24 protein-coding genes are annotated in these 24,433 nt (G+C 64.1%); 15 read left to right on the forward strand and 9 right to left on the reverse strand.

What is annotated here, in order from left to right; translation table 11 throughout:
• Positions 1–1,298: IS21 family transposase (gene istA, locus FFS49_RS00005; protein WP_137950990.1), on the reverse strand; the 1,298-nt coding region annotated here is incomplete at its 3' end.
• Positions 1,299–1,415: 117 nt separating this feature from the next.
• Here istA and FFS49_RS00010 point away from each other — a divergent pair.
• From FFS49_RS00010 to FFS49_RS00025, 4 genes are all read left to right on the forward strand, one after another.
• Positions 1,416–2,636, forward strand: a complete 1,221-nt coding sequence (locus FFS49_RS00010; protein ID WP_105815942.1) for a hypothetical protein — start codon at positions 1,416–1,418, stop codon at positions 2,634–2,636.
• A 374-nt stretch (positions 2,637–3,010) separates the two neighbouring features.
• On the forward strand, positions 3,011–3,721 hold the full coding sequence (locus tag FFS49_RS00015; RefSeq protein ID WP_071333516.1) for a PadR family transcriptional regulator: 711 nt from the start codon (positions 3,011–3,013) through the stop codon (positions 3,719–3,721).
• A gap of 38 nt (positions 3,722–3,759) precedes the next feature.
• Positions 3,760–4,581, forward strand: coding sequence for a siderophore-interacting protein (locus FFS49_RS00020; RefSeq protein ID WP_171026701.1), 822 nt, complete (start codon positions 3,760–3,762; stop codon positions 4,579–4,581).
• A 174-nt stretch (positions 4,582–4,755) separates the two neighbouring features.
• Positions 4,756–4,980 carry a hypothetical protein gene (locus tag FFS49_RS00025; RefSeq protein ID WP_039344569.1) on the forward strand — a complete coding sequence of 75 codons (225 nt, stop codon included), beginning with the start codon at positions 4,756–4,758 and terminating at the stop codon, positions 4,978–4,980.
• Between the two features lie 26 nt (positions 4,981–5,006).
• On the opposite strand, the gene FFS49_RS00030 is transcribed toward FFS49_RS00025, so the two are convergent.
• Entirely contained in the window at positions 5,007–5,588 is a 582-nt protein-coding gene (locus FFS49_RS00030; RefSeq protein WP_105815940.1) for an undecaprenyl-diphosphatase, read from the reverse strand.
• Between the two features lie 447 nt (positions 5,589–6,035).
• Between FFS49_RS00030 and FFS49_RS00040 the strand changes: the two genes are divergently transcribed.
• From FFS49_RS00040 to FFS49_RS00055, 4 genes are read left to right on the forward strand one after another with little or no spacing between them, the layout of a single operon-like run.
• Positions 6,036–6,776, forward strand: a complete 741-nt coding sequence (locus FFS49_RS00040) for an acetoacetate decarboxylase (protein WP_039344575.1) — start codon at positions 6,036–6,038, stop codon at positions 6,774–6,776.
• Between the two features lie 52 nt (positions 6,777–6,828).
• Complete coding sequence (locus tag FFS49_RS00045) at positions 6,829–7,614, forward strand: 3-hydroxybutyrate dehydrogenase (RefSeq protein ID WP_039344578.1); 786 nt, start codon at positions 6,829–6,831, stop codon at positions 7,612–7,614.
• A complete protein-coding gene (locus FFS49_RS00050; protein WP_039344582.1) occupies positions 7,611–8,828 on the forward strand; it encodes a patatin-like phospholipase family protein in 1,218 nt (405 codons plus the stop codon). Before FFS49_RS00045 ends, FFS49_RS00050 begins: the two co-directional genes overlap by 4 nt.
• Before the next feature lie 60 nt (positions 8,829–8,888).
• Positions 8,889–9,353, forward strand: a complete 465-nt coding sequence (locus FFS49_RS00055; protein WP_039344585.1) for a hypothetical protein — start codon at positions 8,889–8,891, stop codon at positions 9,351–9,353.
• Positions 9,354–9,428: 75 nt separating this feature from the next.
• On the opposite strand, the gene FFS49_RS00060 is transcribed toward FFS49_RS00055, so the two are convergent.
• On the reverse strand, positions 9,429–10,313 hold the full coding sequence (locus FFS49_RS00060; protein WP_105816258.1) for a LysR family transcriptional regulator: 885 nt from the start codon (positions 10,311–10,313) through the stop codon (positions 9,429–9,431).
• 120 nt (positions 10,314–10,433) lie between these two features.
• Between FFS49_RS00060 and argC the strand changes: the two genes are divergently transcribed.
• Complete coding sequence (argC, locus tag FFS49_RS00065; protein ID WP_105816259.1) at positions 10,434–11,381, forward strand: N-acetyl-gamma-glutamyl-phosphate reductase; 948 nt, start codon at positions 10,434–10,436, stop codon at positions 11,379–11,381.
• A gap of 160 nt (positions 11,382–11,541) precedes the next feature.
• Here the strand turns inward: argC and FFS49_RS00070 are convergent, their stop codons facing one another.
• A complete protein-coding gene (locus tag FFS49_RS00070; RefSeq protein ID WP_039344594.1) occupies positions 11,542–12,465 on the reverse strand; it encodes a LysR substrate-binding domain-containing protein in 924 nt (307 codons plus the stop codon).
• 117 nt (positions 12,466–12,582) lie between these two features.
• Between FFS49_RS00070 and FFS49_RS00075 the strand changes: the two genes are divergently transcribed.
• Positions 12,583–13,668 carry a tartrate dehydrogenase gene (locus tag FFS49_RS00075; RefSeq protein ID WP_039344597.1) on the forward strand — a complete coding sequence of 362 codons (1,086 nt, stop codon included), beginning with the start codon at positions 12,583–12,585 and terminating at the stop codon, positions 13,666–13,668.
• 503 nt (positions 13,669–14,171) lie between these two features.
• Here FFS49_RS00075 and FFS49_RS00085 read toward each other — a convergent pair.
• Together FFS49_RS00085 and FFS49_RS00090 are read right to left on the reverse strand one after the other, a co-directional pair.
• Positions 14,172–14,651, reverse strand: a complete 480-nt coding sequence (locus FFS49_RS00085; RefSeq protein WP_105816260.1) for a nuclear transport factor 2 family protein — start codon at positions 14,649–14,651, stop codon at positions 14,172–14,174.
• A 63-nt stretch (positions 14,652–14,714) separates the two neighbouring features.
• Positions 14,715–15,320, reverse strand: coding sequence for a TetR/AcrR family transcriptional regulator (locus FFS49_RS00090; protein ID WP_105816261.1), 606 nt, complete (start codon positions 15,318–15,320; stop codon positions 14,715–14,717).
• A 182-nt stretch (positions 15,321–15,502) separates the two neighbouring features.
• On the opposite strand from FFS49_RS00090, the gene FFS49_RS00095 reads away from it, so the two are divergent.
• A complete protein-coding gene (locus FFS49_RS00095) occupies positions 15,503–16,141 on the forward strand; it encodes a GNAT family N-acetyltransferase (RefSeq protein WP_039344607.1) in 639 nt (212 codons plus the stop codon).
• On the forward strand, positions 16,138–16,554 hold the full coding sequence (locus FFS49_RS00100) for a hypothetical protein (protein WP_105816262.1): 417 nt from the start codon (positions 16,138–16,140) through the stop codon (positions 16,552–16,554). Before FFS49_RS00095 ends, FFS49_RS00100 begins: the two co-directional genes overlap by 4 nt.
• A gap of 394 nt (positions 16,555–16,948) precedes the next feature.
• On the opposite strand, the gene tdh is transcribed toward FFS49_RS00100, so the two are convergent.
• Positions 16,949–17,977, reverse strand: coding sequence for an L-threonine 3-dehydrogenase (gene tdh, locus FFS49_RS00105; RefSeq protein ID WP_011356765.1), 1,029 nt, complete (start codon positions 17,975–17,977; stop codon positions 16,949–16,951).
• A gap of 13 nt (positions 17,978–17,990) precedes the next feature.
• The gene (locus FFS49_RS00110) at positions 17,991–19,190 is read right to left on the reverse strand and encodes a glycine C-acetyltransferase (protein ID WP_047851416.1); all 1,200 of its coding nucleotides are present in this window, start codon (positions 19,188–19,190) and stop codon (positions 17,991–17,993) included.
• 161 nt (positions 19,191–19,351) lie between these two features.
• On the opposite strand from FFS49_RS00110, the gene FFS49_RS00115 reads away from it, so the two are divergent.
• The 3 genes from FFS49_RS00115 (at position 19,352) to FFS49_RS00125 (ending at position 21,606) form a co-directional block, all read left to right on the forward strand.
• The gene (locus FFS49_RS00115) at positions 19,352–19,963 is read left to right on the forward strand and encodes an XRE family transcriptional regulator (RefSeq protein ID WP_039344617.1); all 612 of its coding nucleotides are present in this window, start codon (positions 19,352–19,354) and stop codon (positions 19,961–19,963) included.
• A gap of 140 nt (positions 19,964–20,103) precedes the next feature.
• Entirely contained in the window at positions 20,104–20,484 is a 381-nt protein-coding gene (locus FFS49_RS00120) for a DUF2471 family protein (RefSeq protein WP_039344620.1), read from the forward strand.
• A gap of 102 nt (positions 20,485–20,586) precedes the next feature.
• Positions 20,587–21,606, forward strand: a complete 1,020-nt coding sequence (locus FFS49_RS00125) for a tyrosine-type recombinase/integrase (RefSeq protein WP_039344623.1) — start codon at positions 20,587–20,589, stop codon at positions 21,604–21,606.
• A gap of 135 nt (positions 21,607–21,741) precedes the next feature.
• Here the strand turns inward: FFS49_RS00125 and FFS49_RS00130 are convergent, their stop codons facing one another.
• Complete coding sequence (locus tag FFS49_RS00130; protein ID WP_105816263.1) at positions 21,742–22,923, reverse strand: DNA-binding protein; 1,182 nt, start codon at positions 22,921–22,923, stop codon at positions 21,742–21,744.
• Between the last annotated feature and the right edge of the window lie 1,510 nt (positions 22,924–24,433).

The following is a 24,433-nucleotide window of genomic DNA, read 5'->3' on the forward strand; positions in this document are numbered from 1 at the left end:
AGCCCGTGTTCGCGCACCGCAGCGAGCACCTGCGTCATGACGCGATCGCCGCCCGGGTGTTTCAGCAGATGCCGCTGCAGCAGTTGCAGCGGCTGCGGCATCGTGATGAACGGTGCGCCGTTGCGCAGTGCGCCGGGTTTGCGCTCGACCAGCGTGACGTAGTGGCGCCAATCGTAGAAGGTCATGTGCCGCTCGAAGCTGCGTTCGTGGCGTGCGATCTCCTGGGCGTTGGCGACGACGCTGAGATATGCCGGATAGCAGCGCACGCTCACCAACTGGTTCGTGTACTCGGTGGGCACGCTGTAGCGGTTGCGTTGGAAGTGAATCAGGCTGGTCGACGAGACTCGCAGGGTCTGCTCGATGTAGCCGTCGAACGGCCGTGGATTGGGCATCAGCCGGGTACGCTCGTCCTGCAGCACATCCTCGACTGTCAGCTCAGGCCACTGCGGGTGCCGCATGTGCCACGCCTCACGACACTGACCAGCGACCCATTCGTTCAGGATCTCCAGCGTTTCCCAGCGCCGTAGCGCTGCTTCGTGCCAAATCTGACGTCGCCGGTCCTGAACGTTCTTCTCGACGATGCCTTTCTCCCAGCCTGCAGCCCGGTTGCAGAACTCCGGCTCGAACAGGTAGTGACTGCACATCGCTTCGAAGCGCGCGTTGACCGCACGCTCCTTGCCGCGGCCAACCTTGTCCACGGCGGTCTTCATGTTGTCGTAGATGCCGCGCCGCGGCACGCCGCCGAACGCGGCGAACGCGCGGGCGTGCGCATCGAACAGCATCTCGTGACTCTGTGTGGGATAGGCGACGAGCCAGAACGCGCGGCTGGAGTTAAGTTTGACGTGGGCGACCTCCAGGCGTCGCCGCAGCCCGCCAATAAAAGCGTATTCGCAGCTCCAGTCAAACTGGAAGGCTTCGCCGGGTTCGAAGGCGAGCGGCACGAAGGCCTGCCTGCGAGGCGCCTCAGCCTGCTCCTCGTGCCAACGCCTCACGAACGCGCTCACCCGGCCGTAGCTGCCGGCGTAACCCTCGGCGCGGATCGCCTCGAACATGAACCGGGCGGTGCGCCGGTCACGCTTCGGGCGATGACTGTCGGCACGCAGCCAACCTGTCAGCTGTGCGGCCCAGTCGTCGATGACGCTCGGGCTGACGCGCTTCGGATACTTCGGCTCGACGGCATCAGTCTGCCGCAGCCAGCGGCGCACCGTGTTTCGGGACAGGCCCGTACGCCGCGCAATCTCGCGCAACGGGACCTTCTCGCGGAAATACATCCGCCTGATCTTGGCCAATATACCCACCGTGATCACCTTTGTATCCCCTGCTCAAAGATTGAGCAGGGCATTCAATCACGTGGGTCAAAATTCGATGAAAATTTTCAGCTCTAGTGGGTCAGTTCTGTGCGGACATCAACACCCATGGTATTCATCGACGAAATGCAAGACACATCCTGGGACCAAGAATCCTTCCTGAATCGCATTTTCGATGGAAAGTCGGTGATGCAACGGTTCGGAGATATCGACCAGAAAATCCTCCTGGATGAAGAGAATGCAGACCGGCTCACGTTCCCTCGTCAGGGCCACGGATGCATCAGCACGAGCAAAAGATTCGGTGACGCGATTGCGCAAGCTGTGGGCAGCGTTCGCATGAGTGGCGAGGCGGTTATCGGCGAAGGTAACAGCGCACACGCGCCCATCCTGCTTTTGTATGCGACTAATGATGCACCAAAGGTTATCCAACACTTTGGAAAACTTATCATCAGTCGCCTGAGCGAAACCGAGGTCAGCACTCACGACGTGAAGGCTATGTGTGCTCGGAAGTCGGGCGAAGGCGACGTCGACGCTGGACGCCATTTGCGCGATTACTGGCCGGCCTATGGCGTTGGCCTGCCAACTACTGGCATGCGTTCAGAGAACTTCTGGAGCCTTGTCAGGGATACTGGAACCGCTCTTCAAGAGGGAATACTCAGCGCACGCGTTTCAGACGTCCGCCGGAGCTTACTGCTCGTGCTTCGTAATGCCGGCTCACCGCTGGCGAAGGACATTCGAGACGGGCGCGCGCTGCCTCGAGCCGCGAACGCATTTGCGCCCACTGGTCGAATCGAACTGCTGACCCGCAAACTGGCACTTTCTGGCGAGCAGTTCTGTTCACTCGACCAGCGCGCCACGTTTTTCCAGATTTTGTACGAAGAACTCAAGCCATATCTCCCTGAAGAGCTTGAGATTGAAGCGTTCAAGGCGTTGAGCGTGTTCGACGAACCGGCGAACGTCGGGAACGCTGCGACCGCTCCCGCCGTCACCACGTGCCACGCGCTTGACCACGGAAGGTCGATTCAGTTTGACCTTGGTACTGTCGCGAGCATGAAGGGGGAAACGCACTCGGCCTCGCTCGTACTCGAGTCCTACGGTGGCAACAGTCGCAAGTTCGACGTTGCTCTCGGGCTCGAGTACATCGCTGGCATGCCATCTAAGGCGCTGGCGAAGCTTCCGAAGACCCAGCAGGCGCAGATGAGGAACCTCTACGTTGCGATGTCACGTCCAACGACCCTGCTATGCCTTGCGGCAAACGAAAACCGTGTCCCGCAGAAGATACGCGATGCCCTTGCTAAAAAGGGCTGGCACATCCAAACGATGCCTTGATCTCCTCGTCGGACAGGCACATCTTCGGCATGGCCCAGGGGAACCAGTCCGACGCAAAAAGATTCCTCACCCCATCTCTGCCTCCGTTGCACCTCTCACCGCATGGTGAAAAGTCCACGAAGCCGATGCAGCCGTGGTCATGAACCGATCTATTTGCAAAGAACGGACGAATTGGGATCCGCGCGATGCCAACGCGTAAATAGCTTCGATCTATTAATTTCGGAAATCAATATGTGAGAAAAAGCTCACATTCATTGAGAACCTACAAGCCGCCAGTCCCCCTCGCCCCACCATCCAGCCCCAATAAATCTCCTTGACGACCTATCTTTCGATATATATCTTTAGATATGTTTTACGACATATAGGACTCGATCATGCGACACAACCCTTTCCGCGGCCATGCCCGATGCGACGGTCATGGTGCGCATGGCCGCCCTGAGTGGTTCACCGGTCTCTGGTACGCGATCGGCCGCCATCGTCGCGGCCACGATCCGTTCGGTGGCGGCCCGTTCGGCGGCCGTGGCGGGCGCGGCGGCTTTGGCGATTTCGGCGACGACGGCATGCCGCGCGGCCGCCAGTTCAGCTCCGACGATCTCCAGCTGCTGTTGCTCGCGCTGGTCGCCGAGCAACCGAGCCACGGCTACGAGCTGATCAAGGCGCTCGACACGCGTTCGAACGGTTTCTACAGCCCGAGCCCCGGCATGGTGTATCCGGCGCTCACGTATCTCGAAGAAGTCGGCTTCGTCGCATCGCAGGCGGAAGGCAACCGCAAGCGCTATGCGCTGACCGACGCCGGCCGCGCGCATCTCGACGCGCAGCGCGAACGCGTCGATACGCTGTTCGCGCGCCTCACGCACCTCGCGCGCAAGATGGAGTTCATGCGCCGCGCGTTCGCCGGGGAGTCGGCGGGCAACGAAACGCCGGACGAAGCGCAAGCAGGCTGGCTGCCGGAGTTCGTCGAGGCACGTCTCGCACTCAAGCGGGCGCTGCTGCACAAGAGCGCGGCCGACGCCGACGAACAGCGTCGCATCGCGGCCATCATGCGCCGCGCGACGGCTGAAATCGAAGGCGGCACCAGCGCGTAATCCGCGCCGCCCCTGCAAACCCTAAGGAGAACGGATTGATGCAGAACACATCCGAGCGCACCGTGACCCGCGTGCGCCACACCCTCAAGTTCCGCTTGCTGCAAGTCCTGCGCGTACACGCCGTGACGCCGCACCTGCTGCGCGTCACGCTCGGCGGCCCCGATCTCGCGGATTTCGAATCCGCGTCGTTCGACGATCACGTGAAGGTATTTTTCCCGCCGCCCGGCGCTGAACGGCCCGTGCTGCCGACGCTCGGCGCGAATGGCCCCGAGTTTCCGGAAGGCGAGCCGAAGCCGGTCGCGCGCGACTTCACGCCGCGCCGTTTCGACCGCGCCGCCGGCGAACTCGATCTGGAATTCGTGCTGAACCACCCGGGCCCCGCGTCGCAGTGGGCCGCCCAGGCACGTGTCGGCCAATGGCTCGGCATCGGCGGCCCGCGCGGTTCGTTCGTCGTCCCGACCGGTTTCGACTGGCACCTGCTGATCGGCGACGATACGGCGCTGCCGGCGGTCGCGCGGCGTCTCGAGGAATTGCCGGCCGGCGCGCGCGTAGCCGTCGTGATGGAAGTCGCGGATCGTACCGCGCAGATCGCGTTCGACACGCGTGCCGACGTGCATGAAATCTGGCGCTTCCGCGCCGAAGCCGACGCGGCGGACGGCGACGTGCTGCTGAATGCCGTGCGCGAGCTGCCGCTGCCGCCGTCCGGCGACGGCTATGTGTGGGCGGCGGGTGAAGCGCTGTCGATGCGCGCGGTACGCCAGCACCTGACCGGCGAGCGCGGCGTCGACAAGTCGCGCATCCGCGCGGCGGCCTACTGGAAGCGCGGCGCGGCGGCCGTGCACGAAACGCTGGAAGACTGATGGATGCGGGTGCCCGGCAAACGGGTACCCGATCGAGGTTGAGCGCCACGACGACACAATCGTGGCGTCGGCGCACCAGCGGGCTTGGCACCGCTATCGCGACTGGTATATATCTGTGGATGCGACGCCGCTGTCGGGCGACAGCCGCCGCAGCCCGCCCAGGAGCGCCCGGTCATGACAAAAGAAAGCCACGCTTCGCCGTTCCTTCGCAACCTGAAGATCGTCGGCTATTGCGGCCTTGCCGCGGTGGTACTCGCGCTGTTCGTCGCGATGTGCGCGATCCTGAAGGAAAGCGCACTCGAGCGCGACGCCGCGCAACACCCGGCCGATACCCCTGAACTGCACGATGCGGGAGGTGGCCCGTCCGCATCGGCCGAATCGGCCAAGACACCCGGCTGACGGCGTCCTGCCCGACCTCCTGCCGCTTACGGCGCGTGCCGGCGGCCCGTCACTGCGGCATGCACCGAATCGCCGAGCCGTTCGAGCAGTGCGGTCACGCGTTGCCCGTACAGGTGCGCGGCCAGCGCGCCGGCCGTGCCGACCAGCACGCCGCCCGCCATGTCGAACGGCCAGTGCACGCCCGCATAGATCCGCCCCCATGCAATCACCGCGGCCATCGCGGCCATCACGAACCCGGTGAACCGGGTCGTGCCGCCGAGCATCAACCCGACCGCCATGCTCCACGCGAACGTCATGTGATCGCTCGGAAACGAGCTGTCCGGCGCGTGCGGAATCAGCTGCGTGCCGACGCCCGCCATGAACGGGCGCGGCGAGAACCAGAAATGTCCGATGACCTGCGCGAGCGCGAGCGCCACGCACACGCCGAGGCCGGCTTCGATCGCCTGACGCCGCGTCGGGCGCGCGCCGAAGATCCAGGTGAGCAGCAACATCGCGGGCAACGCATAGACGAGCCAGTCGGCGGCGAAGATGGCGAGGCGGGCCACGCCCGGCTGCGGCGCAACCCCGGCGTTGATGGCGGAAAAGAGGGTGAGATTGAGGGTCTGCATGAATCCGGTTGCGTGGGGCGTAAAAATTCGGCCGGTTGCCCGGCCTGATACGAACGATGCTATGGCGCATCCGCTTAAGTGATGCTTAACAAGACGGCCGCGCGCGTGCGGCAAAGCCCGCCGCGACGAACGCACTTAGAGCCTGCACTGCAACACAAGTTCACACAATTGTCATATTCCCGCGCGCCCGTCCCCCGTAAAGGCTCACCCAGCTTCCCGTAAAGACTCACCTTTTTCACATCGCGGCGTCATCGATACGTGCAAATATCGGGACGCCGGATGCCATCCAGGCCGTTTATGCCATTCATCTCAATATTTATGTTGCAACTGCTTCGAAATCGGCAACAATTAATTCCACATGCGGCATCGCACAACGGCAACGCACAGGCATAGGATTACGAGCTTACGAGCACTCATCCACGAAGCGATCAACAACAAGGAGTCCGCATGAAACCCAGCGATGTCCGATCGAAAGCGTTTGCGATGCCGTTGACCAGCCCCGCCTTCCCGATGGGCCCTTACCGTTTCGTCGATCGTGAGTTCCTGATCATCACGTATCGCACCGATCCGGACCGTCTCCGCGAAATCGTCCCCGAGCCGCTGCAGGTCACCGAGCCGCTCGTGCATTACGAATTCATCCGCATGGCCGATTCGACCGGCTTCGGCGACTACACCGAAAGCGGCCAGGTGATTCCCGTCGAATACAACGGCCAGCCGGGCGGCTATACGCTCGCGATGTATCTCGACGATCACCCGCCGATCGCCGGCGGCCGCGAACTGTGGGGCTTCCCGAAGAAACTCGCGTCGCCCACGCTGCACGTGAACACCGACCACCTCCTCGGCACGCTCGACTACGGCAAGGTGCGCGTCGCCACCGGCACGATGGGCTACAAGCACAAGGAACTCGACATCGACGAGCAGACCAGGCGTCTCGCCGGCCCCAATTTCCTGCTGAAGATCATCCCGCACGTCGACGGCACCGCGCGCGTCTGCGAACTGGTGCGCTACTACATGCAGGACATCAAGATGAAGGGTGCATGGACGGGCCCCGCATCGCTCGAGCTGGCGCCGCATGCGCTCGCGCCCGTGGCCGACCTGCCCGTGCTCGAAATCGTCGAAGCCCGCCACATCGTCGCGGATTTGACACTGGGTCTCGGCGAAGTCGTCTACGATTACCTGGCTCAGTAACACGTCCGCAGTCCTTTCTCCCTGTCAATCCTTTCACCACGGGAATTCGAACATGAGCAACCTGAATGGCAAGACCGCAGTCGTCACGGGCGCCGCGAGCGGCATCGGCAAGGAAATCGCACTCGAGCTCGCGAAAGCGGGCGCGGCCGTCGCGATCGCCGACCTGAACCAGGACGGCGCGAACGCGGTCGCCGACGAAATCGTCAAGGCGGGCGGCAAGGCGATCGGCGTCGCGATGGACGTGACGAACGAGGAAGCCGTGAACAGCGGTATCGACAAGGTGGCCGAAACGTTCGGCTCGGTCGACATCCTCGTGTCGAACGCGGGCATCCAGATCGTCAACCCGATCGAGAACTATTCGTTCGCCGACTGGAAGAAGATGCAGGCAATCCACGTCGACGGCGCGTTCCTCACGACCAAGGCGGCGCTCAAGCACATGTACAAGGACGATCGCGGCGGTGTCGTGATCTACATGGGTTCGGTGCACTCGCACGAAGCGTCGCCGCTGAAGTCGGCGTACGTGACGGCCAAGCACGGCCTGCTCGGCCTGGCCCGCGTGCTGGCGAAGGAAGGCGCGAAGCACAACGTGCGCTCGCACGTCGTGTGTCCGGGCTTCGTGCGCACGCCGCTGGTCGACAAGCAGATTCCGGAGCAGGCGAAGGAGCTCGGCATCAGCGAAGAGGAAGTGGTGAAGAAGGTGATGCTCGGCAATACGGTCGACGGCGTGTTCACGACCGTTCAGGACGTCGCGCAGACGGTGCTGTTCCTGTCGGCCTTCCCGAGCGCAGCGCTCACGGGCCAGTCGTTCATCGTCAGCCACGGCTGGTTCATGCAATGAAGCCGCACGCCCGCACCGAAAAGCAGGCCGTCGATGCGGCGGACCTGCATCACGAGGCCGGCGCACCGGCCGCCGCGCGCACGCTGCCGTACGAGACGATCGCGCTCGTGCTGCAAGGCGGCGGCGCGCTCGGCGCGTATCAGGCCGGCGTATTCGAAGGGCTGCACGAGGCGGGCATCCCGCTCGACTGGATCGCGGGCATCTCGATCGGCGCGCTCAACACCGCGCTGATCGCGGGCAATGCGCCCGAGCATCGTGTCGAGCGGCTGCGCGAATTCTGGGAAACGATCTGCAAGCCGGCGTTCTTCCCGACGATTCCGGCCGCATTCGAGTTCGCGCTGTTCAACAGCATCGACCAGGTCCGCACGTTCTTCACCGCGTCGCAGGCCGCGAGCGCGATGATGCAGGGCCAGCAGGGCTTCTTCGTGCCGCGCTTCCCGCCGCCGCTGCCGGGCGTGTCGGATCACCCGGAGAAGATCAGTTGGTACGACACGTCGCAACTGCGCGCGACGCTGCTGAAGCTGTGCGATTTCGACCGGATCAATTCGGGCGAAACGCGCGTGTCGGTCGGCGCGGTCAACGTCGGTACCGGCAACTTCGTGTACTTCGACAACTCGCGCATCCGTCTCGCGCCCGAACACTTCATGGCGTCCGGCGCGCTGCCGCCCGCATTCCCGCCGGTCGAGATTGACGGCGAGTACTACTGGGACGGCGGTGTGGTGTCGAATACGCCGCTGATGGAAGTGCTCCGCGCACGGCCGCGCCGCGACACGCTCGCGTTCCAGGTCGATCTGTGGAGCGCGCGCGGGCCGCTGCCGCGCACGATGGCCGACGTCGCCGAGCGCACGAAGGACGTGCAGTATTCGAGCCGCACGCGTTTCGTCACCGACACGCTGCAGCGCGAACAGCGCTACCGCAACGTGCTGCGCCACGTGCTCGACCAGGTGCCGGAAGAGCAGCGCAAGGCGGATCCGTGGTGCATCGAGGCCGATGCGATGTCGTGCAGCAAGAAGTACAACATCCAGCACCTGATCTACCAGCAGAAGGCGTACGAGCATCACTACAAGGACTATCAGTTCGGTCTGTCGACGATGCGCGACCACTGGTCCGCGGGTCTCGACGACATCCGCAAGACGCTCGCAGTCAAGGACGGCCTCGCGCTGCCCAACAACGACGCGGGCTTCGTGACGCACGACATTCACCGCAAACGGTAATGCCGCGCGCGACGGACTGGCGCGACGCATGCGCCGGTCCGTCCTCTTCTCCGTTCAGACATGCCGATTTTCATTGCACTATTCGCGCTCATCGCTCTCGGATGGGGCGCAGTTCACCTGTTTCACGTCATCGCCGCACAGTTCGGCCAGCCGGTCGCGATCGCGGCCGCCGTGCTCGCCGCCGCGATCCTGATCGCGCTGGTCGCGTGGTGGATCAAACGCCGCCGCGACATCGCACCGAATACGAAGGAAGAAGGCTGGACCCACGTCGTGCATCGCGCGTGGGGCGAGCTGCGCGTGTCCGCGACGCAGGGGTTGCTGTGGCTGTCGCACGACGGCGCGGACGGCCGCTATACGCTGTCGCAGCTCGACGGCTGCCAGGCCGCGCCGATCGGCGGCCGCTGGCATCTCGTCGTGCGCGTGCGCGATGCGGTGCGCAGCGAATGGAAGCTGCCGATGACGGACAAGCGCGATGCGCAACGCTGGGCGCGCGTGCTGACGCTCGCGAAGGACAACCGGCTTTGAAGCGCCAGGCCGCGGATGTGCAGGTACTGCCGGCACGAACGACCGGCCGCACCGACGTTCCCGAATGCCGGCGCGCTATCGTGCCTTCAGCGCCCACAACGCATCGAGCACGTGCTGCGTCGCCCGCTCGACCGCCCCCGCCCGATGGGCGATACCCAGTTCCCGCCACAGCGCCGGGCGCAACGCCCGCATGACGATGCGTGCGTCGGGTAGCGGCGCGCCCGCCTCGTGCGGCAGCAGCGTCGCGCCGTAACCCGCCGCGACCAGGCTCTTGATCGCGTCGTTGTAGTTGAGTTCGATCCGCGGCTCCGGCCGATGGCCGCCCAGCGCGAACCATTCCGTCGTGAGCCGCGACAGGCGGGTGGTCGCATCGTTGAGAATCAGCGGGCGGCCAGCCAGATAGCCGGGCGTCACGCGCGCCGGGAGCGGCCAGTCCGCCGGCAGGAACGCCATCACCGGATCACGCCGCCACGCGCGGATCGACAACCCCGCGACCGCCGTCTGCGGCAGCGCCACCAGTCCGATATCGAGCGTGCCCTGCGCAATGCGCGCCAGCGTATCGTGCGACGTGAGCACCGCGATCTGGACATCGATGTCCGGATGCTGCTCGCGCAGCCCGGCCACCGCCTGCGGCAGCAGGTGCGCGATCGCTCCGGTCGAAGCGCCGAGGCGTACGCGCCCGGTCAACCCCTGCACCTGCCGCTGCACATCGTCCAGCGTGGATTCGACCTCGGCCAGCAGGCGACGCGCCCGCTCCACCAGCACTTCACCGATAGGCGAAGGCCGCACGTTTCCACGCGTGCGGGACAGCAACGGCGCGCCGATCCGGCTTTCCAGTTCGGCAATGTGAAGACTGACGGTCGGCGGCGCGAGATGCAGCCATTGCGCGGCGGCGACAAAGGACCCGTGGTCCGCGATCGCGACCAGCGTGCGCAGGCGGTCCAGGCTGATCTCTCGCATCCTTCACCTCTCGTTCAAGAAAACTGAATCTCGTAGTCAGCAAATTCAACTTTTCCTATTCTAGGTGTTCGGCGGACGATACGGCTTTCCCGACGACCGAACCGAAGGCGCGCGACCATCATGAGCCAGCCCACTGTCTACATCGACGGCGACCAAGGCACGACCGGATTGCTGATCCACGAACGCTTGCGCGGGCGTGACGACCTGCAGCTCGTCACGCTGCCGGACGCCGAGCGCAAGGATCCCGTGCGCCGCGCCGAGGCAATCAACGCAGCCGACATCGCGATCCTGTGCCTGCCCGATGCGGCCGCGCGCGAAGCGGTCGGCTTCATCCGGAATCCGGCGGTGCGCGTGATCGATGCGAGTTCGGCCCATCGCACGCAGCCGGATTGGGTTTACGGCTTTCCCGAAATGGCGAACGGGCATGCGCAGACGATCGCGCACGCGCGGCGCGTCACCAATCCCGGCTGCTATCCGACCGGCGCGATCGCGCTGCTGCGCCCCTTGCAACAGGCCGGCCTGCTGCCGCGCGACTACCCGGTGGCCATCCATGCCGTCTCCGGGTACTCGGGCGGCGGACGGGCTGCCGTCGACGCATTCGAGTCGAACGATGCGTCGCAAGCGAAACCGCTACAGGTCTACGGCCTCGCACTCGCGCACAAGCACGTGCCGGAGATCCAGCTGCACGCCGGTCTGACGAATCGCCCGATGTTCGTGCCGGCCTACGGTGCCTATCGGCAAGGCATCGTGCTCACCGTGCCGATCGAGCTGCGCCTGCTTCCTGCCGGCGTGACCGGTGAGCAGTTGCATGCGTGTCTTGCGCACCATTACGCCGGCGCGCGTCACGTCGACGTCACGCCGCTCGCGGCGACGCAAGCGATCACGCATCTCGATCCGCAAGCGCTGAACGGCACCAATGACCTGCGGCTCGGCGTGTTCGTCAATGCCGATCACGGCCAGGTGCTGCTGTCCGCCGTGTTCGACAATCTCGGCAAAGGGGCATCCGGCGCGGCCGTGCAGAACCTCGACCTGATGCTCGGCGCGGCAGACGTGGCGAAAGCGGCATAAGGCACATGCAGGCGCCATCGTCGGCCGGCCCTGCACATTGCGGCCGCCTATGCGTGGGTGCAAGGTGGACGTTACCGGCTCGCGACGTGATTGCGAGCCGGAACCGAGGGCCTGCCGACGTTCCGCACAGCCCCCCGTAAAAGCTCACCTTTAGGAGGTTTCAGGCCGTCTCGTCACCCGCGGCGGCATTCAAGCCGGCCAGCGTCTCCACCAGGAAATCCACGCACACGCGCACTTTCGCCGACGCCGCGACGCGTTCCGGATACACGGCCCAGATGTTCGCGGGCTGGATTGCCTCCGGCAGCACGCGACACAGTGCGCCGCGTTCGATCAGCGGCGCTGCTTCCCAGATCGAGCGCAACACGATTCCACGCCCGGCCAGTGCCCACTGCACCGCCACCTCGCCATGGTTCGTCGACAGCGCGCCGCCGACCTTCACCGTTGCCGTTTCGCCGCGCACGTTCAGCCGCCACACGCCGAACGGGTGATCGCGCTCCTTGATGGCCAGACAGTCGTGCGACGCGAGATCCGCGAGCGAGCGCGGCGTGCCGCGCCGTGCGAGATAGTCGGGCGATGCACACAGCACGCGGTAGTTCGCGGCGAGGCGGCGCGCGATCAGGTGATCTGCGATCTCGTCGCCGATGCGCACGTCGAGGTCGTAGCCTTCGCCCGCGACATCGACGAGCCGGTCGAACAGATCGAGCCGAACGTTCAGCTGCGGAAAGCGCACGGTGAAGTCGAGCAACGCCGGCGCGACGATGTGCCGGCCGAAGCCGAAGCTGCTCGAAATGCGCAGCGTCCCGCGCGGCACCGTGCGCGTGGTCGACACGTCCTCGACGAGATGATCGACGTCGTCGAGGATCTTCTCGGCGCGCGCGTACACGCGTTCGCCGGCTTCCGTCACCGTCACGCGGCGCGTCGAGCGATGCAGCAGGCGCGTGCCGAGCTGCGCCTCGAGCAGCGCGATGCGCTTGCTGACATAGGCGGGCGATACCGCGAGCTGCTCGGCGGCCGCGCTGAAGCTGGTCAGGCGGACGACCAGGCTGAACACGCGCAGGTCGTCCAGATTCGGCGATTTGTTCACGATTCGTGGAAAGTCGATTAACCTTTCGCACGATTTTAATCTGAATGGAAATAAATAAAATGTCGTAACGCGCCGCTACCGCCCCAGGCAGCCGGCCGCCCAGCCAAGGAGATTTGCATGACCGACAGGACTTACAAGATTGCCGTGATTCCCGGCGACGGCATCGGCCGCGAAGTGATGCCCGAGGGCCTGCGCGCACTCGAGGCCGTGACCGCGCGCTTCGGCGTGCGCTTCGACTTCGTCCAGATCGACTGGGCGAGCTGTGACTACTACGCGCAGCACGGCAAGATGATGCCGGACGACTGGAAGGCGCAGCTGTCGGGCATGGACGCAATCCTGTTCGGTGCGGTCGGCTGGCCGGCGACGGTGCCCGATCACATTTCGCTGTGGGGCTCGTTGCTGAAATTCCGCCGCGAGTTCGACCAGTACATCAACCTGCGGCCCGCACGCCTGTTCGACGGCGTGCCGTCGCCGCTCGCCGGCCGCCGCGCGGGCGACATCGACTTCATGATCGTGCGCGAGAACACCGAGGGCGAGTATTCGTCGGTCGGCGGCACGATGTTCGAAGGCACCGAACGCGAGATCGTGATGCAGCAGTCGATCTTCACGCGTCACGGCACCGAGCGCGTGCTGAAATTCGCGTTCGACCTCGCACAGCGGCGCGCGAAGCGCCTCACCGTCGCGACGAAGAGCAACGGCATCGCGATCAGCATGCCGTGGTGGGACGCGCGCACGGCCGAGATGGCCGAACGCTATCCCGACATCGCCGTCGACAAGCAGCACATCGACATCCTGTGTGCGCGCTTCGTGCTGCAGCCTGACCGCTTCGACGTCGTCGTTGCGTCAAACCTGTTCGGCGACATCCTGTCGGATCTCGGGCCGGCCTGTACGGGCACGATCGGCATCGCACCGTCGGCGAACCTGAACCCCGACCGCAAGTTTCCGTCGCTGTTCGAACCCGTGCACGGCTCCGCGCCCGACATCGCGGGGCAATACATCGCGAACCCCGTTGCGATGATCTGGTCGGCAGCGTTGATGCTCGACTTCCTCGGCAATGGCGCCGGCCGCGAACGCGAAGCGCACGATGCGATCGTCGCCGCGATCGAGGATGTGCTGCGCACGGGGCCGCATTCGCGCGATCTCGGCGGCAATGCGGGCACGCAGGAAGTCGGCGAGGCGATCGCCGCGCGCATCGCGGGCTGACGATCATGCCCGGCGCGTTCGCACGCGCCGGATAGTGACTGCGTGAAGCGGTGAGCGGTGAGCGGTGAGCGACACGCAACGCATTTGCGCACTCGTGCGGATTCCGTCGCCAGCACGGTGACGTCGAGTGATGAACGACACCGCACCGCCACGCGCGCGGCTCCCGCCATCCGTCTTCGAAGTCGTCACGATCGGTGAGCTGCACATCGCGTGCGTGCACACCGATCGTCAATTCACTGCCGGCCCTGTGCGATCGGTGAGATGCATCGCGCAATAAGGCACACCGTTGCGTGCAAACACGTGCATCACGCGATGCCAACGTGTGCGGCACGCCCGGTTTGCCCGATGCGCCGCCGCGTCGAACGGCTCGTTGCACACAGCCTGACGCGACGTTTCACCTCGTCCCGAAAAATCTCACCTTCAGCGCACCGACTCCCGAATTTCCTCACCGTTGCATGCCGGTGACGTGTTCGTCGATCCGTCGAGTCGAGCCGACGCGCGCATCACAGCCCGAGATCGGACAGCCCCGGATGATCGTCCGGACGGCGACCGAGCGGCCAGTGATAGAGACGATCCTGCTCGCGAATCGGCAGGTCGTTGATGCTCGCGTGACGATGTGCCATCAGGCCGTTCTCGTCGAACTCCCAGTTCTCGTTGCCGTACGAACGGAACCAGTTGCCGGCATCGTCATGCCATTCGTATGCAAAGCGCACCGCGATGCGATTGCCGTCGAACGCCCACACCTCCTTGATCAACCGGTAGTCGAGCTCGCGCGCCCACTTGCGCTGCAGCAGCCCGACGATCTCGTCGCGGCCGGTCACGAATTCCGCACGATTGCGCCATCGGCTTTGCGGCGTGTAGGCGAGCGACACGCGCTGCGGGTCGCGCGTGTTCCATCCGTCCTCGGCGGCGCGCACCTTCTGGCGCGCCGTTTCGAGCGTGAAGGGCGGAACGGGCGGACGGACTTCGGGGGAAGCGGACATGGATTGCTCCTGTTCAGGTTCTGGCCGCGGACAATCGCGGCCGGTTCGGGATCGCTGCTTCGACTAGCGGGACACCGCGTCGAGCAGCAGTTCGGCCGTTGCGCGCGCGTCGCGCGCGGCGTTTGCATCGCCGGATACGAGTGCCACGCCGATTGCACCGTCGATCAGCACGAGCCACTGGCGCGCCAGTCGCGCAAGCCCGCGGCGCTCGACGCCGGTTTCGTCGGCATACGCATCGAACCGCTCGCGTACGAATGCCAACAGGCGTGCCTTGTGCTCACGTGCGACGACGCGCACGGGATCATCCGCATCGGGAATCTCACCCGATGCGTTCAGGAACGCGCAGCCGTGGAAGTCGGGCTGCCCGAACCAGTCGCGCAGCACGTCGAACATGCCGAGCAACTGCACGCGCGGCGCCTTGCCGCGCGCCAGCGTTGCATCGACGAACCAGCGCATCCAGCGTTCGTCGCGACGTTCGAGCGCGGCCACGACCAGCGCCTCTTTCGATTCGAAATGCGAATAAAAGCTCTTTCGGGCCGCGCCGGATCGCTTGACGATCGCATCGACGCCGGTTGCATGGATGCCGCCCGAATAGATCAATGCTTCGGCTGCATCGAGCAGCCGGTCGCGAACGCCCAGTTCGGCGGAGGAGTCGTGAGGTGTGTTCATGCGCTTACGGTAGAACGATCGTTCTCCGCCGTCAACTCCCGGATGCAAAAGCCCTGTCGGCGAGAGGGCTGAATCACAGCCTGGACGGGCGACGTGGGCCGCCCCGTTTACGACATTTTTTCTTGAAGCAGATGCGTGACGCTCACTACACTTCGGTCACCCCGTCTGGGCGAAAGGACATCATGCAGCGACCGGAATCCGCGCGCCCCGTGCGCGCCTATGCGGCTTATGCGAAGCGGCTCGACGGCCGCGTCGTCGTGCGGCGCTTCGACCCGTGCAGCGATTCGTACGACACGTTGACCGCGCTGCTGCATCGCGCGTTCGCACCGCTCGGCGCACTGGGCTTCAACTGCCCGGGCGTCGATCAGCCGCCCGCGACGACGCGCGAACGCGTGCTCACCGGCGAGTGCTTCGTCGCGCTCGGCAACGCCCACCTGGTCGCGACGATGACGATGCGGTCGCACGATCCCGATTCCCGCTGCGATCCGTACCGCAGCCGGCACGTCGCGACACTCGGCCAACTGGCCGTCGATCCTGTCTGGCAGGATCGCGGCATCGGCCGTTCGCTGCTCGCGTTCGCGCAGCGGCGGGCCGCCGCGCGCGGCGCGACGCATCTCGCACTCGACGCACCGTATGCGGCAGTCCGGCTCATCGATTTCTATCGACGCGAAGGATTTCAACCGGTCGACGTGATGCGCTTTCCGGGACACAACTACGACAGCACGATCCTGTGCAAATCCGTCAGCGTCGGGAGCGGTCGCATCGTTGCCGGCAATACGGCGCAGTTCGACATCGCGCGGCACGTCGGAGCAGTGTCATGAAACACGATATGCCGAAGCGCGAGGGCAGCGACGATCACACCCGGCTTGACGTCCGGCATGCACGCGTGCGCGCGGCGCAGCGGCTGCGCGGTGTGCTGAAGCTGACGTTTCTCACGATCGCGGTCGCCCAGGCGCTGGCGTTCGCGTTCGAAAGCCTGCTGGTGATGGCCGGCTTCGCGCCGGATGCCGCGACGGTGCTGCTGTTCCGCTTCGTCACGTGTGCGCTCGTCAGCTTCTGGCTGCAGGCGGACGCGTTGCGCGCATATCAATACGCGGCGCAACACGGGTTCGTCACCGTTCCCGGCGCGCACGGCGATCCGGCCGACATCGCGCCACAGTGCCCGAAGCGCTGGCTCGTCGTGTTGAGTCTTCAGCTCGAACCGCGAGGGTTGAATGGTGAACGGATCAAGTAGCGGCCTGCGCACCGGTCGATTTCCATCGATGTCGATCGCTTCACGCATGAGTGAGCCGCAACCACGCATGAAGGCTCACGGTTGACGGTGCGGTTCGGCATGGCATCGCATGGCGTGCGTGGCGAACGATCACGCGGGCAGTCAAGAGGGAAGTGCCTGGAAGAGGGGGAAGTGCCGAACGGCGTGACGGCGGGAAGCGGGACGACTGCCGACAGGTGAAGTGAACGTGCGATTGCAGGTCACCGATGTGCGATCTTGTCGCGATTCGGCGCGCAAACACAGCTCCCGAATAATCTCACCTTGAGCGCAGATTCGCGTGTTTCGACTCGAAAACGCAGACGTCAAACAAACACGGGGCAGGCGGCAAACATGCCGCACCGCCCCTTGTCGGCACTCAGGCCGTCCAGTCGAGAATCACCTTGCCGCTTTCACCAGACAACATCGCGGCGAAGCCTTTCTCGTAATCGTCGGCCGCAAAGCGGTGCGTGATGATCGGCGACAGGTCGAGGCCGCTCTGCAGCATCGCGACCATCTTGTACCAGGTCTCGAACATCTCGCGGCCGTAGATGCCCTTGATCTCGAGCCCCTTGAAGATCACCTGGTTCCAGTCGATCGCCGTCTGCGCGGGTGGAATGCCGAGCAGCGCGACCTTGCCCCCGTGGTTCATCGCCTCGAGCATGCTCGTGAACGCGCTCGGCACACCCGACATTTCGAGGCCGACGTCGAAGCCTTCGGTCATGTGCAGGTCGGACATCACGTCGCGCAGCGACTCGCGCGCGACGTTGACCGCGCGCGTCGCGCCCATCTTGCGCGCGAGTTCGAGCCGGTAGTCGTTGATGTCGGTGATGACGACGTTGCGCGCGCCGACATGCTTCGCGATCGCGACGGCCATGATGCCGATCGGGCCCGCGCCGGTGATCAGCACGTCTTCGCCGACGAGGTTGAACGACAGGGCCGTGTGCGTCGCGTTGCCGAACGGATCGAAGATCGATGCGAGATCGTCGGAGATCTCCGGCGGAATCTTGAATGCGTTGAACGCGGGAATCGCCAGATACTCGGCGAACGCGCCTTCGCGGTTCACGCCGACGCCGACCGTGTTGCGGCACAGATGCCGGCGCCCCGCGCGACAGTTGCGGCAGAAACCGCACGTGATGTGGCCTTCGCCGGACACGCGATCGCCGATCGCGAAGCCGCGCACTTCCTGCCCCATCTCGACGATCTCGCCGACATACTCGTGACCGACGTGCATCGGCACGGGAATCGTCTTCTGCGCCCAGTCGTCCCACTTCCAGATATGGATGTCGGTGCCGCAGATCGCCGTGCGGCGGATCTTGATCAGCACGTCGTTGTGGCCGACTTCGGGGCGCTTCACGCGCGTGAGCGTGAGGCCGGGGCCGCGCTCGAGCTTTGCCAGTGCTTTCATGATCGCGCCTCCGTCAGATGATGCCGAGCGACTTGCCGACGCGCACGAACGCGGCGACCGCCTGGTCGATCTGCTCGGGTGTATGCGCGGCGCTCATCTGCGTACGGATGCGCGCGCGGCCGCGCGGCACGACGGGGAACGAGAAGCCGATCACGTAGACACCTTCGTCGAGCAGCTTGTCAGCCATGTTCGTCGCGAGCTGCGCGTCGCCGAGCATCACCGGAATGATCGGATGTGCACCCGGCACGAGCGTGAAGCCGGCCTCGGTCATCTGCTTGCGGAACCGCGCGCCGTTTTCGCGCACGCGCTCGCGCAGCTTCGCGCCTTCGTCGCTGCCGAGCAGCGCCAGCACCGTCAGCGAGGCCGCGGCGATGCTCGGCGTGAGCGTGTTCGAGAACAGGTACGGGCGCGAGCGTTGGCGCAGGAGTTCGATGACCTCGCGACGCGCGGCGACATAGCCGCCCGATGCACCGCCGAGCGCCTTGCCGAGCGTGCCCGTGATGATGTCGACGCGGCCTTCGACGCCGCAGTGCTCGGGCGTTCCGCGGCCGTGCGTGCCGATGAAGCCGACCGCGTGCGAATCGTCGACCATCACGATCGCGCCGTAACGATCGGCGAGATCGCAGATGCCTTTGAGATCGGCGATGATGCCGTCCATCGAGAACACGCCGTCGGTCGCGATCAGCTTGTGGCGCGCGCCCGCCGCGTCGGCTTCCTTGAGCTTCGCCTCGAGATCGGCCAGGTCGTTGTTCTTGTAGCGGAAGCGCTTCGCCTTGCAGAGGCGAACGCCGTCGATGATGCTTGCGTGGTTCAGTTCGTCGCTGATCACCGCGTCGTTCTCGTCGAGCAGCGTCTCGAACAGCCCGCCGTTCGCGTCGAAGCAGCTCGAATAGAGGATGCTGTCCTCGGTGCCGAGAAACGCGGCCAGCGCGCTTTCCAGTTGCTTGTGCACGGTTTGCGTGCCGCAGATGAAGCGCACCGATGCCATGCCGAAGCCGTCCTGGTCGAGGCCGGCCTTCGCCGCGTCGATCAGGCGCGAATCGTTCGCCAGACCCAGATAGTTGTTTGCGCAGAAATTGAGCACGCCGGCACCACCGGCGAGCCGCACGTCCGCCGCCTGGGGACTCGCGATCTCGCGCTCGGTCTTGTAAAAACCGTCCGCGCGGATCTGGTCCAGCGTCCCGCGCACCTGGGCGAGAAAGGCATCACGCATCGCAAAGCTCCTGACAGGGTTTCGCATTCCGCAACGCGCCACTCGTGGCGGCGGCGCAACGGCCTGCTACTGTTATAGTCGGTCGTTCGGTTGACCGCATTTATCCGATATTCCGAACTAGAATTCGAAATATCGAACAACTCTAAGCGAACGGAATCCAAATGGCAAGTTCCTCCGGTTCGCGGCGCACGCCTGCCAGCGCCGCGCCGCAACAGCCGGCCGCAACGCCGCCGCGTGTTGGCGAGCAGATCCAGCGGCTGCGCAACGAACGCAAGCTGACGCTCGACGACCTGTCGCGCGCGGCCGGCGTATCGAAATCGATGCTCTCCGAGATCGAGCGCGACAAGGCCAACCCGACGATCGCCGTGGCGTGGCGGCTGACGAACGCGCTCGGCATCACGCTCGACGAGCTGTTCTCGCAGCCGAAGGCACCCGAGACCATCCGGGTAGACGGCCCGCACGACATCCCGACGCTCGCCGGCCATGACGGCCGCTACCAGTTGCGTGTGTGGGGCCCGATCGACCTCGCCGGCAAGTTCGAGTGGTACGAGCTCACGCTGCCGGGCGGCGGCGCACTGATATCGAACGCCCACGAGCCCGGCACGCGCGAACACCTCACCGTGCTGCAAGGCGCGATGGAAATCGAAGCCGCGGCAGCCAGCCGGCGCCTGAAGGTGGGCGACACCGCGCGCTACCCGGCCGATGAGCCGCACGCAATCCGCAATCCCGGCAAGGCCGAGGCGCGGGCATTGCTGATCGTGATCCATCGCTGACGGCGCGAACAGCTGGCCAAACGGCCAATTGCAGGCCAGTTGCGGAAAGTACTGTATGTTTGTACAGTATACGGACATTCCGCCATGCATGGGCCGGAGCCGGCGCACCGAGGCGCCTGCCCGGTCGACAGGAGCCTGCAATGACAGAAGAACAAGATTTGGCCGCGCTCAGCTTCAAGGCTGCCGCGCACGACCTCGAGCTGATCGTCCGGCATATCGCCGGGCGCTACATCCACCAGCGCGTTCCGCTGACGTGGCGGCTACTGCACGCCATCGAGGCCGAGGCGCTTGCCGATCTCGGCTTTGCCAGCCGGCACGACGCCGGCATGCGCCAATTGTTCGAACGACAGTTGGACATGACCTTTCCCGAAACGGACGATCCGATCGACTTCGGGCGCTCGAATGCGCTGCCCGCCGTATTTTCGTTTGCGGTTCTCGCCTATGAAGCAGCGTCAACTGCGTCGAACGACACGGCGTCGCACGCGCGCGTTCATCGCCCGTCCAAGGCATGGGGCGACTGACTCCGAGCCCGGGCCGCTGCGTATGGCGGCCTTGATCAGCCTCTTGCTGCCCGAGACGTTGCGGAAAGGGCTACCATATACGCAACTAACGGAATAAATCACATGTCTCTTCCCGCCTCTCCCGACACGCCGGCACGCCCGGAAGAAACAGATCTGTTCGACCGCGGCGCATCCGACTGGATCGTCTCGCCGGAAGCCGCATTCGATGCCTGGCTCGCCATGCAGGACTATCGCCGCTCGTCAGCCGACGTCTACCGCGCGCAATGGGGCGCGTTTCTCACATGGATGCGCGCGCACCAGAAGAATCTGGCCACGGTCGATACCGCAACCATCGCGAATTTCGTCGGCGAACTGCCGATCCGGAAAACCCAGAGAATGCGCTATTTGCGGCTGATCGAGCGCGTGCTCGACCACATCCGGCGCACCGAATACGCGTCGACCAACCCGGCCCGATTCATTGCTCAGGATGGCGAAGCGAACTGGCGCAAGGCGCGCGACAACGAACCGACCGGTTTCCTCACGCCGGCCGAGCGCGCAACATTGCTCGCGTATCTTTTTTCGCCGATCGGCGTATCCGGTTCCGCATACTGGAAAGAGCGGCGCGACCGCGCACTCGTTGCCGCCTTTCTCGGTGCGGGCATCAAAACCGGCGAAGCGCGAGCACTCACGATTAGTTGCATCAATACAAGCGGAACATCACTGCGGATCGAGTCGACGCATCCGGATTTCGCACGCGAAACCCACCTGGCATCGTTCGCGATCGCGCTGCTGGAAGCCTGGCTCACCGAGCGCAAGCGCCAGGAGATTCCGGGAGAGCTCGTGTTCCCCGCATCCCATGCCGGGCGGCCGATGCACAAGGCGACGATGCTGCGCGCGATCGATGCGATCGTCGAATCCGCGGGGCTCACGTCGTCGCGCACCGCGCGCGCGAGCCCGCAAACGCTGCGCAATACCTATGCGGCTGAACTGTTCGAACACGACGTGCCGCCCGAGCGGGTCGGCAAATGGCTGGGCTTCATGCGGCCGATCTCGTCGAACCGCCTGCACCGCGCCTGGAAGAACTGGCGCGATGGTCTGGCCGACAGCAACGGTGACGCGTCCGATAGCGACGAAACTCACTGATCACGAATGGGCTGCTCACGCGAAGCGATCCGTGAGCAGCCTTGTGTGGCGTAGCCTCACCGTTTCACAGCTCCCGAAAAACCTCACCCCAAGCTCCCCGGATCGTCTCACCTGTGCGGCGCGGCTATGCTGGCGTCATGTGTGCGCGAATCGCGAGACCGCTTCGAATCGGGACGGCCAAGCGCCCGAAGCATGCTCGCACTCGGGGCAGGCCACTTCGAAACCTTCTTCGCTGTGTGACAGCTCAGGCTCACCGTCGCAATGCGGACAATGGGCCGGCACCGGAATATCCTGATCCAGCGAGGTGCCGATCGCGGCAAACGCGTCCGCATCCAGTTGCCCGGCATCGGCCAGGCGGCGAATCAGCGCGGCGATTTCCGGATTCATGCCGCGGCTCGCGCGCAGCGAACTCACATCGCGCGTCGCACGTTCCAGTTCATCACCCTGGCTGCGCAACTGTTCTTCGAGCCGGTCGGCACGTGCCTTGGCCGAACTCAGTTGCTGCAGGAAATCGAATTCCTTGCGTTGAACGTCGCGCAAACCACTCTGGTAGGTCGACGCCATGCTGCGCAACGAATCCAGCTCGACCAGCATCGGCTTCACGCGGCGTTCGGCTTCGGCCACGGCATCCTTGATTTGCTGAGCGTAGTGCTCGGTGCGCTGCTGGAGTTCGGCCTGCAGCGCATCGATGCGGTCACGCAGCGTCGCATTTTGCGTCTGCTCGGCTTCGATGCGGCCGGCGGCCGCGGCCAGTTCCTTCTCCAGTCGGGCGACTGTGGTGAGCAACGACGCTTCACTGGCCGAACCGTGCGTCGTTTGCGACGCAAGCTGGACCTCGAGCTCAGTCACGCGAGCCTGCAACTGCTCGTTTTTCGCTTCGCTCCGCGCGAGCGCGCCTTCGAGCGTCTCCTGGCGGATGGTTGCGTCGCGCAGCCGCTGTTCGGCGTCGGCAACGCCGGCGCGAACCTGCTCGCGATCTTCATCGAGACTGTCCCGCGCGGCTTTCAACGCTTCTTCATAGAGTGCGCCGAGCAACGCCCCCGCCTTTTCCTCGACGGCTTTCGGGATTGCGGCGCCGTCGAGCCTGATTTTGGAGGCGGAACGGATGCGCTCCCAGAAATGGTCGATGTCTTTCGGGATATCGCTGGCGCTGCCGGTCTGGGTGAGATCGCGGACGTTAGCAGCCGACGGCCTGATGCCGAGATCGAAGAACAACCGCTTGCACGCGTGCAGCGACAATTCCTGCCGTCGTGCACCGTTTGCACGCAGCGATTCCAGTTCGTCCCGAATGGCTTGGCGTATTTCGTCCAGGGTCATCGCTGTGCTCACAGACATTGAAATGTGGCAATCATAACGAAATACGTATCTATCGATACCTTTTTCGGCTTGTCGTTGTGAATTTACGTCGCTTTGCACAGAAATCGGGCCTGTGAGCCAATCCGGACGATTGTGGTCCAGGATTCCGTGAAACAAAGCGAAGAAAATTAGCCAAGTCCTTGTCTCACAAGCATTTTCCTGCAGGCCCCGAATTTCGGCATTTGTTTCACATGACGGCGGTTCCGATTGCTCGTGGGTGTTCAGGGGTTGGGGTGTCTGTGGAAAACTCGGCAGCCCGATGTCTTGAGAGTATTAGAAGTAAACACCCTTGAACCCTTAGTTAAAAACGTTAACGCCACGGCACAGCCTTATGCTGCAAGGCTTTCCGGCCGACAAGGTGAAGTTTTACGGGAGCCAAGGTGATCTTCTGCGGGAGCTGAAGTGATGGGGTTCAGGGAGCTGCGTGAGCCGTTGCGGGAAAGGTCGTGAGCGGATTCGGGATCACAGTGAAACACGAGATTTACCAAAGGTGAGGCTTTTCGGGGCCTCACAGCCACAGAACCCGCGCGGTGCCTGACTGCACAGTTTTCTGCCTGTGCAGACATAGGTGAGAATTTGCGGGACCTTCTTCGCGCCCCGATTCTGCCCATCTTTTGGGCAGTTTTTTGAAAGGTGAGATTCCACGGGACTCCACGGGTCTTTGGTGTGAGGATTTCCGGGAAACGACCGCCATTTTGCACAGCAAAAGCGCTCATGGGGGCCTGTGAAGCCCCAAAGGTGAGGCTTTTCGGGAGGGAAATCCGGGTTTTCCTGCCCGGATCCCCTTGAGGTGAGATTTTTCGGGGCCCCGATCACAGGCTGTGATTCCGGCCACAGGTGAGACTTTTCGGGAATGGAATTTGCCCGAAAAATGGTCAAAGGTGAGGCTTTTCGGGACCTGTGAACGGCTGAATTCGTCGAAAAGCCCGCCAGGACTGGGAGAAATCTCGTTTTTGCTGTGCCACTTTTTGGCACAGGTGAGATTTTTCGGGGCCCGACACGAGGTTGTCGTATGAAGGATTTCCGTCGAAAGGTGAGGCTTTTCGGGGGCTGTCAGCGACGCACAGCCAAATGCATTCTGTGCATAAGTATCGGAACGCATTGGGATTTTTGATACCGAGGCGGTTACGGTGAGATTTTTCGGGAGTCGTTTCCTTGCCTCGGGACGCACAGCGATTTTTCGGTAAGGTGAGCGTTTTCGGGAGACCTTGATAGCGAATCCCGCGTGTGTCGGGCATTCGCCGATATTCGGACGAATGAAGACTCTGTGCTCAAGGTGAGTATTTTCGGGACCCGATACGGTTTGTGCGCTGTACAATGCGCGCCCGGGCCGGCAAAGCACGGCTGATCGGGTCGCACGGTCCGGTTTCGCAGGCGTCTTTCGGGATGCCGGATCCGATTCCGATCTCTCGGTAAGTCGCGCCTGTACATGCATACAGGCCGATGGAGGGTGATCGGGAGGCACGCCCTC

This window comes from Burkholderia sp. 4NA327C6 (assembly GCF_005502655.1).
GTDB classification, from domain to species: Bacteria; Pseudomonadota; Gammaproteobacteria; order Burkholderiales; family Burkholderiaceae; genus Burkholderia; species Burkholderia contaminans.

What these genes read in the sequence shown, in the direction of transcription:
- FFS49_RS00030 (WP_105815940.1), bottom strand. Translation starts at nt 5,588, where the DNA reads ATGCAGACCCTCAATCTCACCCTCTTTTCCGCCATCAACGCCGGGGTT.
- FFS49_RS00040 (WP_039344575.1), top strand. Translation starts at nt 6,036, where the DNA reads ATGAAACCCAGCGATGTCCGATCGAAAGCGTTTGCGATGCCGTTGACC.
- FFS49_RS00055 (WP_039344585.1), top strand. Translation starts at nt 8,889, where the DNA reads ATGCCGATTTTCATTGCACTATTCGCGCTCATCGCTCTCGGATGGGGC.
- FFS49_RS00075 (WP_039344597.1), top strand. Translation starts at nt 12,583, where the DNA reads ATGACCGACAGGACTTACAAGATTGCCGTGATTCCCGGCGACGGCATC.
- FFS49_RS00060 (WP_105816258.1), bottom strand. Translation starts at nt 10,313, where the DNA reads ATGCGAGAGATCAGCCTGGACCGCCTGCGCACGCTGGTCGCGATCGCG.
- FFS49_RS00015 (WP_071333516.1), top strand. Translation starts at nt 3,011, where the DNA reads ATGCGACACAACCCTTTCCGCGGCCATGCCCGATGCGACGGTCATGGT.
- FFS49_RS00085 (WP_105816260.1), bottom strand. Translation starts at nt 14,651, where the DNA reads ATGTCCGCTTCCCCCGAAGTCCGTCCGCCCGTTCCGCCCTTCACGCTC.
- FFS49_RS00100 (WP_105816262.1), top strand. Translation starts at nt 16,138, where the DNA reads ATGAAACACGATATGCCGAAGCGCGAGGGCAGCGACGATCACACCCGG.
- FFS49_RS00095 (WP_039344607.1), top strand. Translation starts at nt 15,503, where the DNA reads ATGCAGCGACCGGAATCCGCGCGCCCCGTGCGCGCCTATGCGGCTTAT.
- FFS49_RS00045 (WP_039344578.1), top strand. Translation starts at nt 6,829, where the DNA reads ATGAGCAACCTGAATGGCAAGACCGCAGTCGTCACGGGCGCCGCGAGC.
- FFS49_RS00020 (WP_171026701.1), top strand. Translation starts at nt 3,760, where the DNA reads ATGCAGAACACATCCGAGCGCACCGTGACCCGCGTGCGCCACACCCTC.
- FFS49_RS00110 (WP_047851416.1), bottom strand. Translation starts at nt 19,190, where the DNA reads ATGCGTGATGCCTTTCTCGCCCAGGTGCGCGGGACGCTGGACCAGATC.
- FFS49_RS00025 (WP_039344569.1), top strand. Translation starts at nt 4,756, where the DNA reads ATGACAAAAGAAAGCCACGCTTCGCCGTTCCTTCGCAACCTGAAGATC.
- FFS49_RS00120 (WP_039344620.1), top strand. Translation starts at nt 20,104, where the DNA reads ATGACAGAAGAACAAGATTTGGCCGCGCTCAGCTTCAAGGCTGCCGCG.
- FFS49_RS00130 (WP_105816263.1), bottom strand. Translation starts at nt 22,923, where the DNA reads ATGACCCTGGACGAAATACGCCAAGCCATTCGGGACGAACTGGAATCG.
- FFS49_RS00050 (WP_039344582.1), top strand. Translation starts at nt 7,611, where the DNA reads ATGAAGCCGCACGCCCGCACCGAAAAGCAGGCCGTCGATGCGGCGGAC.
- FFS49_RS00090 (WP_105816261.1), bottom strand. Translation starts at nt 15,320, where the DNA reads ATGAACACACCTCACGACTCCTCCGCCGAACTGGGCGTTCGCGACCGG.
- FFS49_RS00010 (WP_105815942.1), top strand. Translation starts at nt 1,416, where the DNA reads ATGGTATTCATCGACGAAATGCAAGACACATCCTGGGACCAAGAATCC.
- tdh (WP_011356765.1), bottom strand. Translation starts at nt 17,977, where the DNA reads ATGAAAGCACTGGCAAAGCTCGAGCGCGGCCCCGGCCTCACGCTCACG.
- FFS49_RS00125 (WP_039344623.1), top strand. Translation starts at nt 20,587, where the DNA reads ATGTCTCTTCCCGCCTCTCCCGACACGCCGGCACGCCCGGAAGAAACA.
- argC (WP_105816259.1), top strand. Translation starts at nt 10,434, where the DNA reads ATGAGCCAGCCCACTGTCTACATCGACGGCGACCAAGGCACGACCGGA.
- FFS49_RS00115 (WP_039344617.1), top strand. Translation starts at nt 19,352, where the DNA reads ATGGCAAGTTCCTCCGGTTCGCGGCGCACGCCTGCCAGCGCCGCGCCG.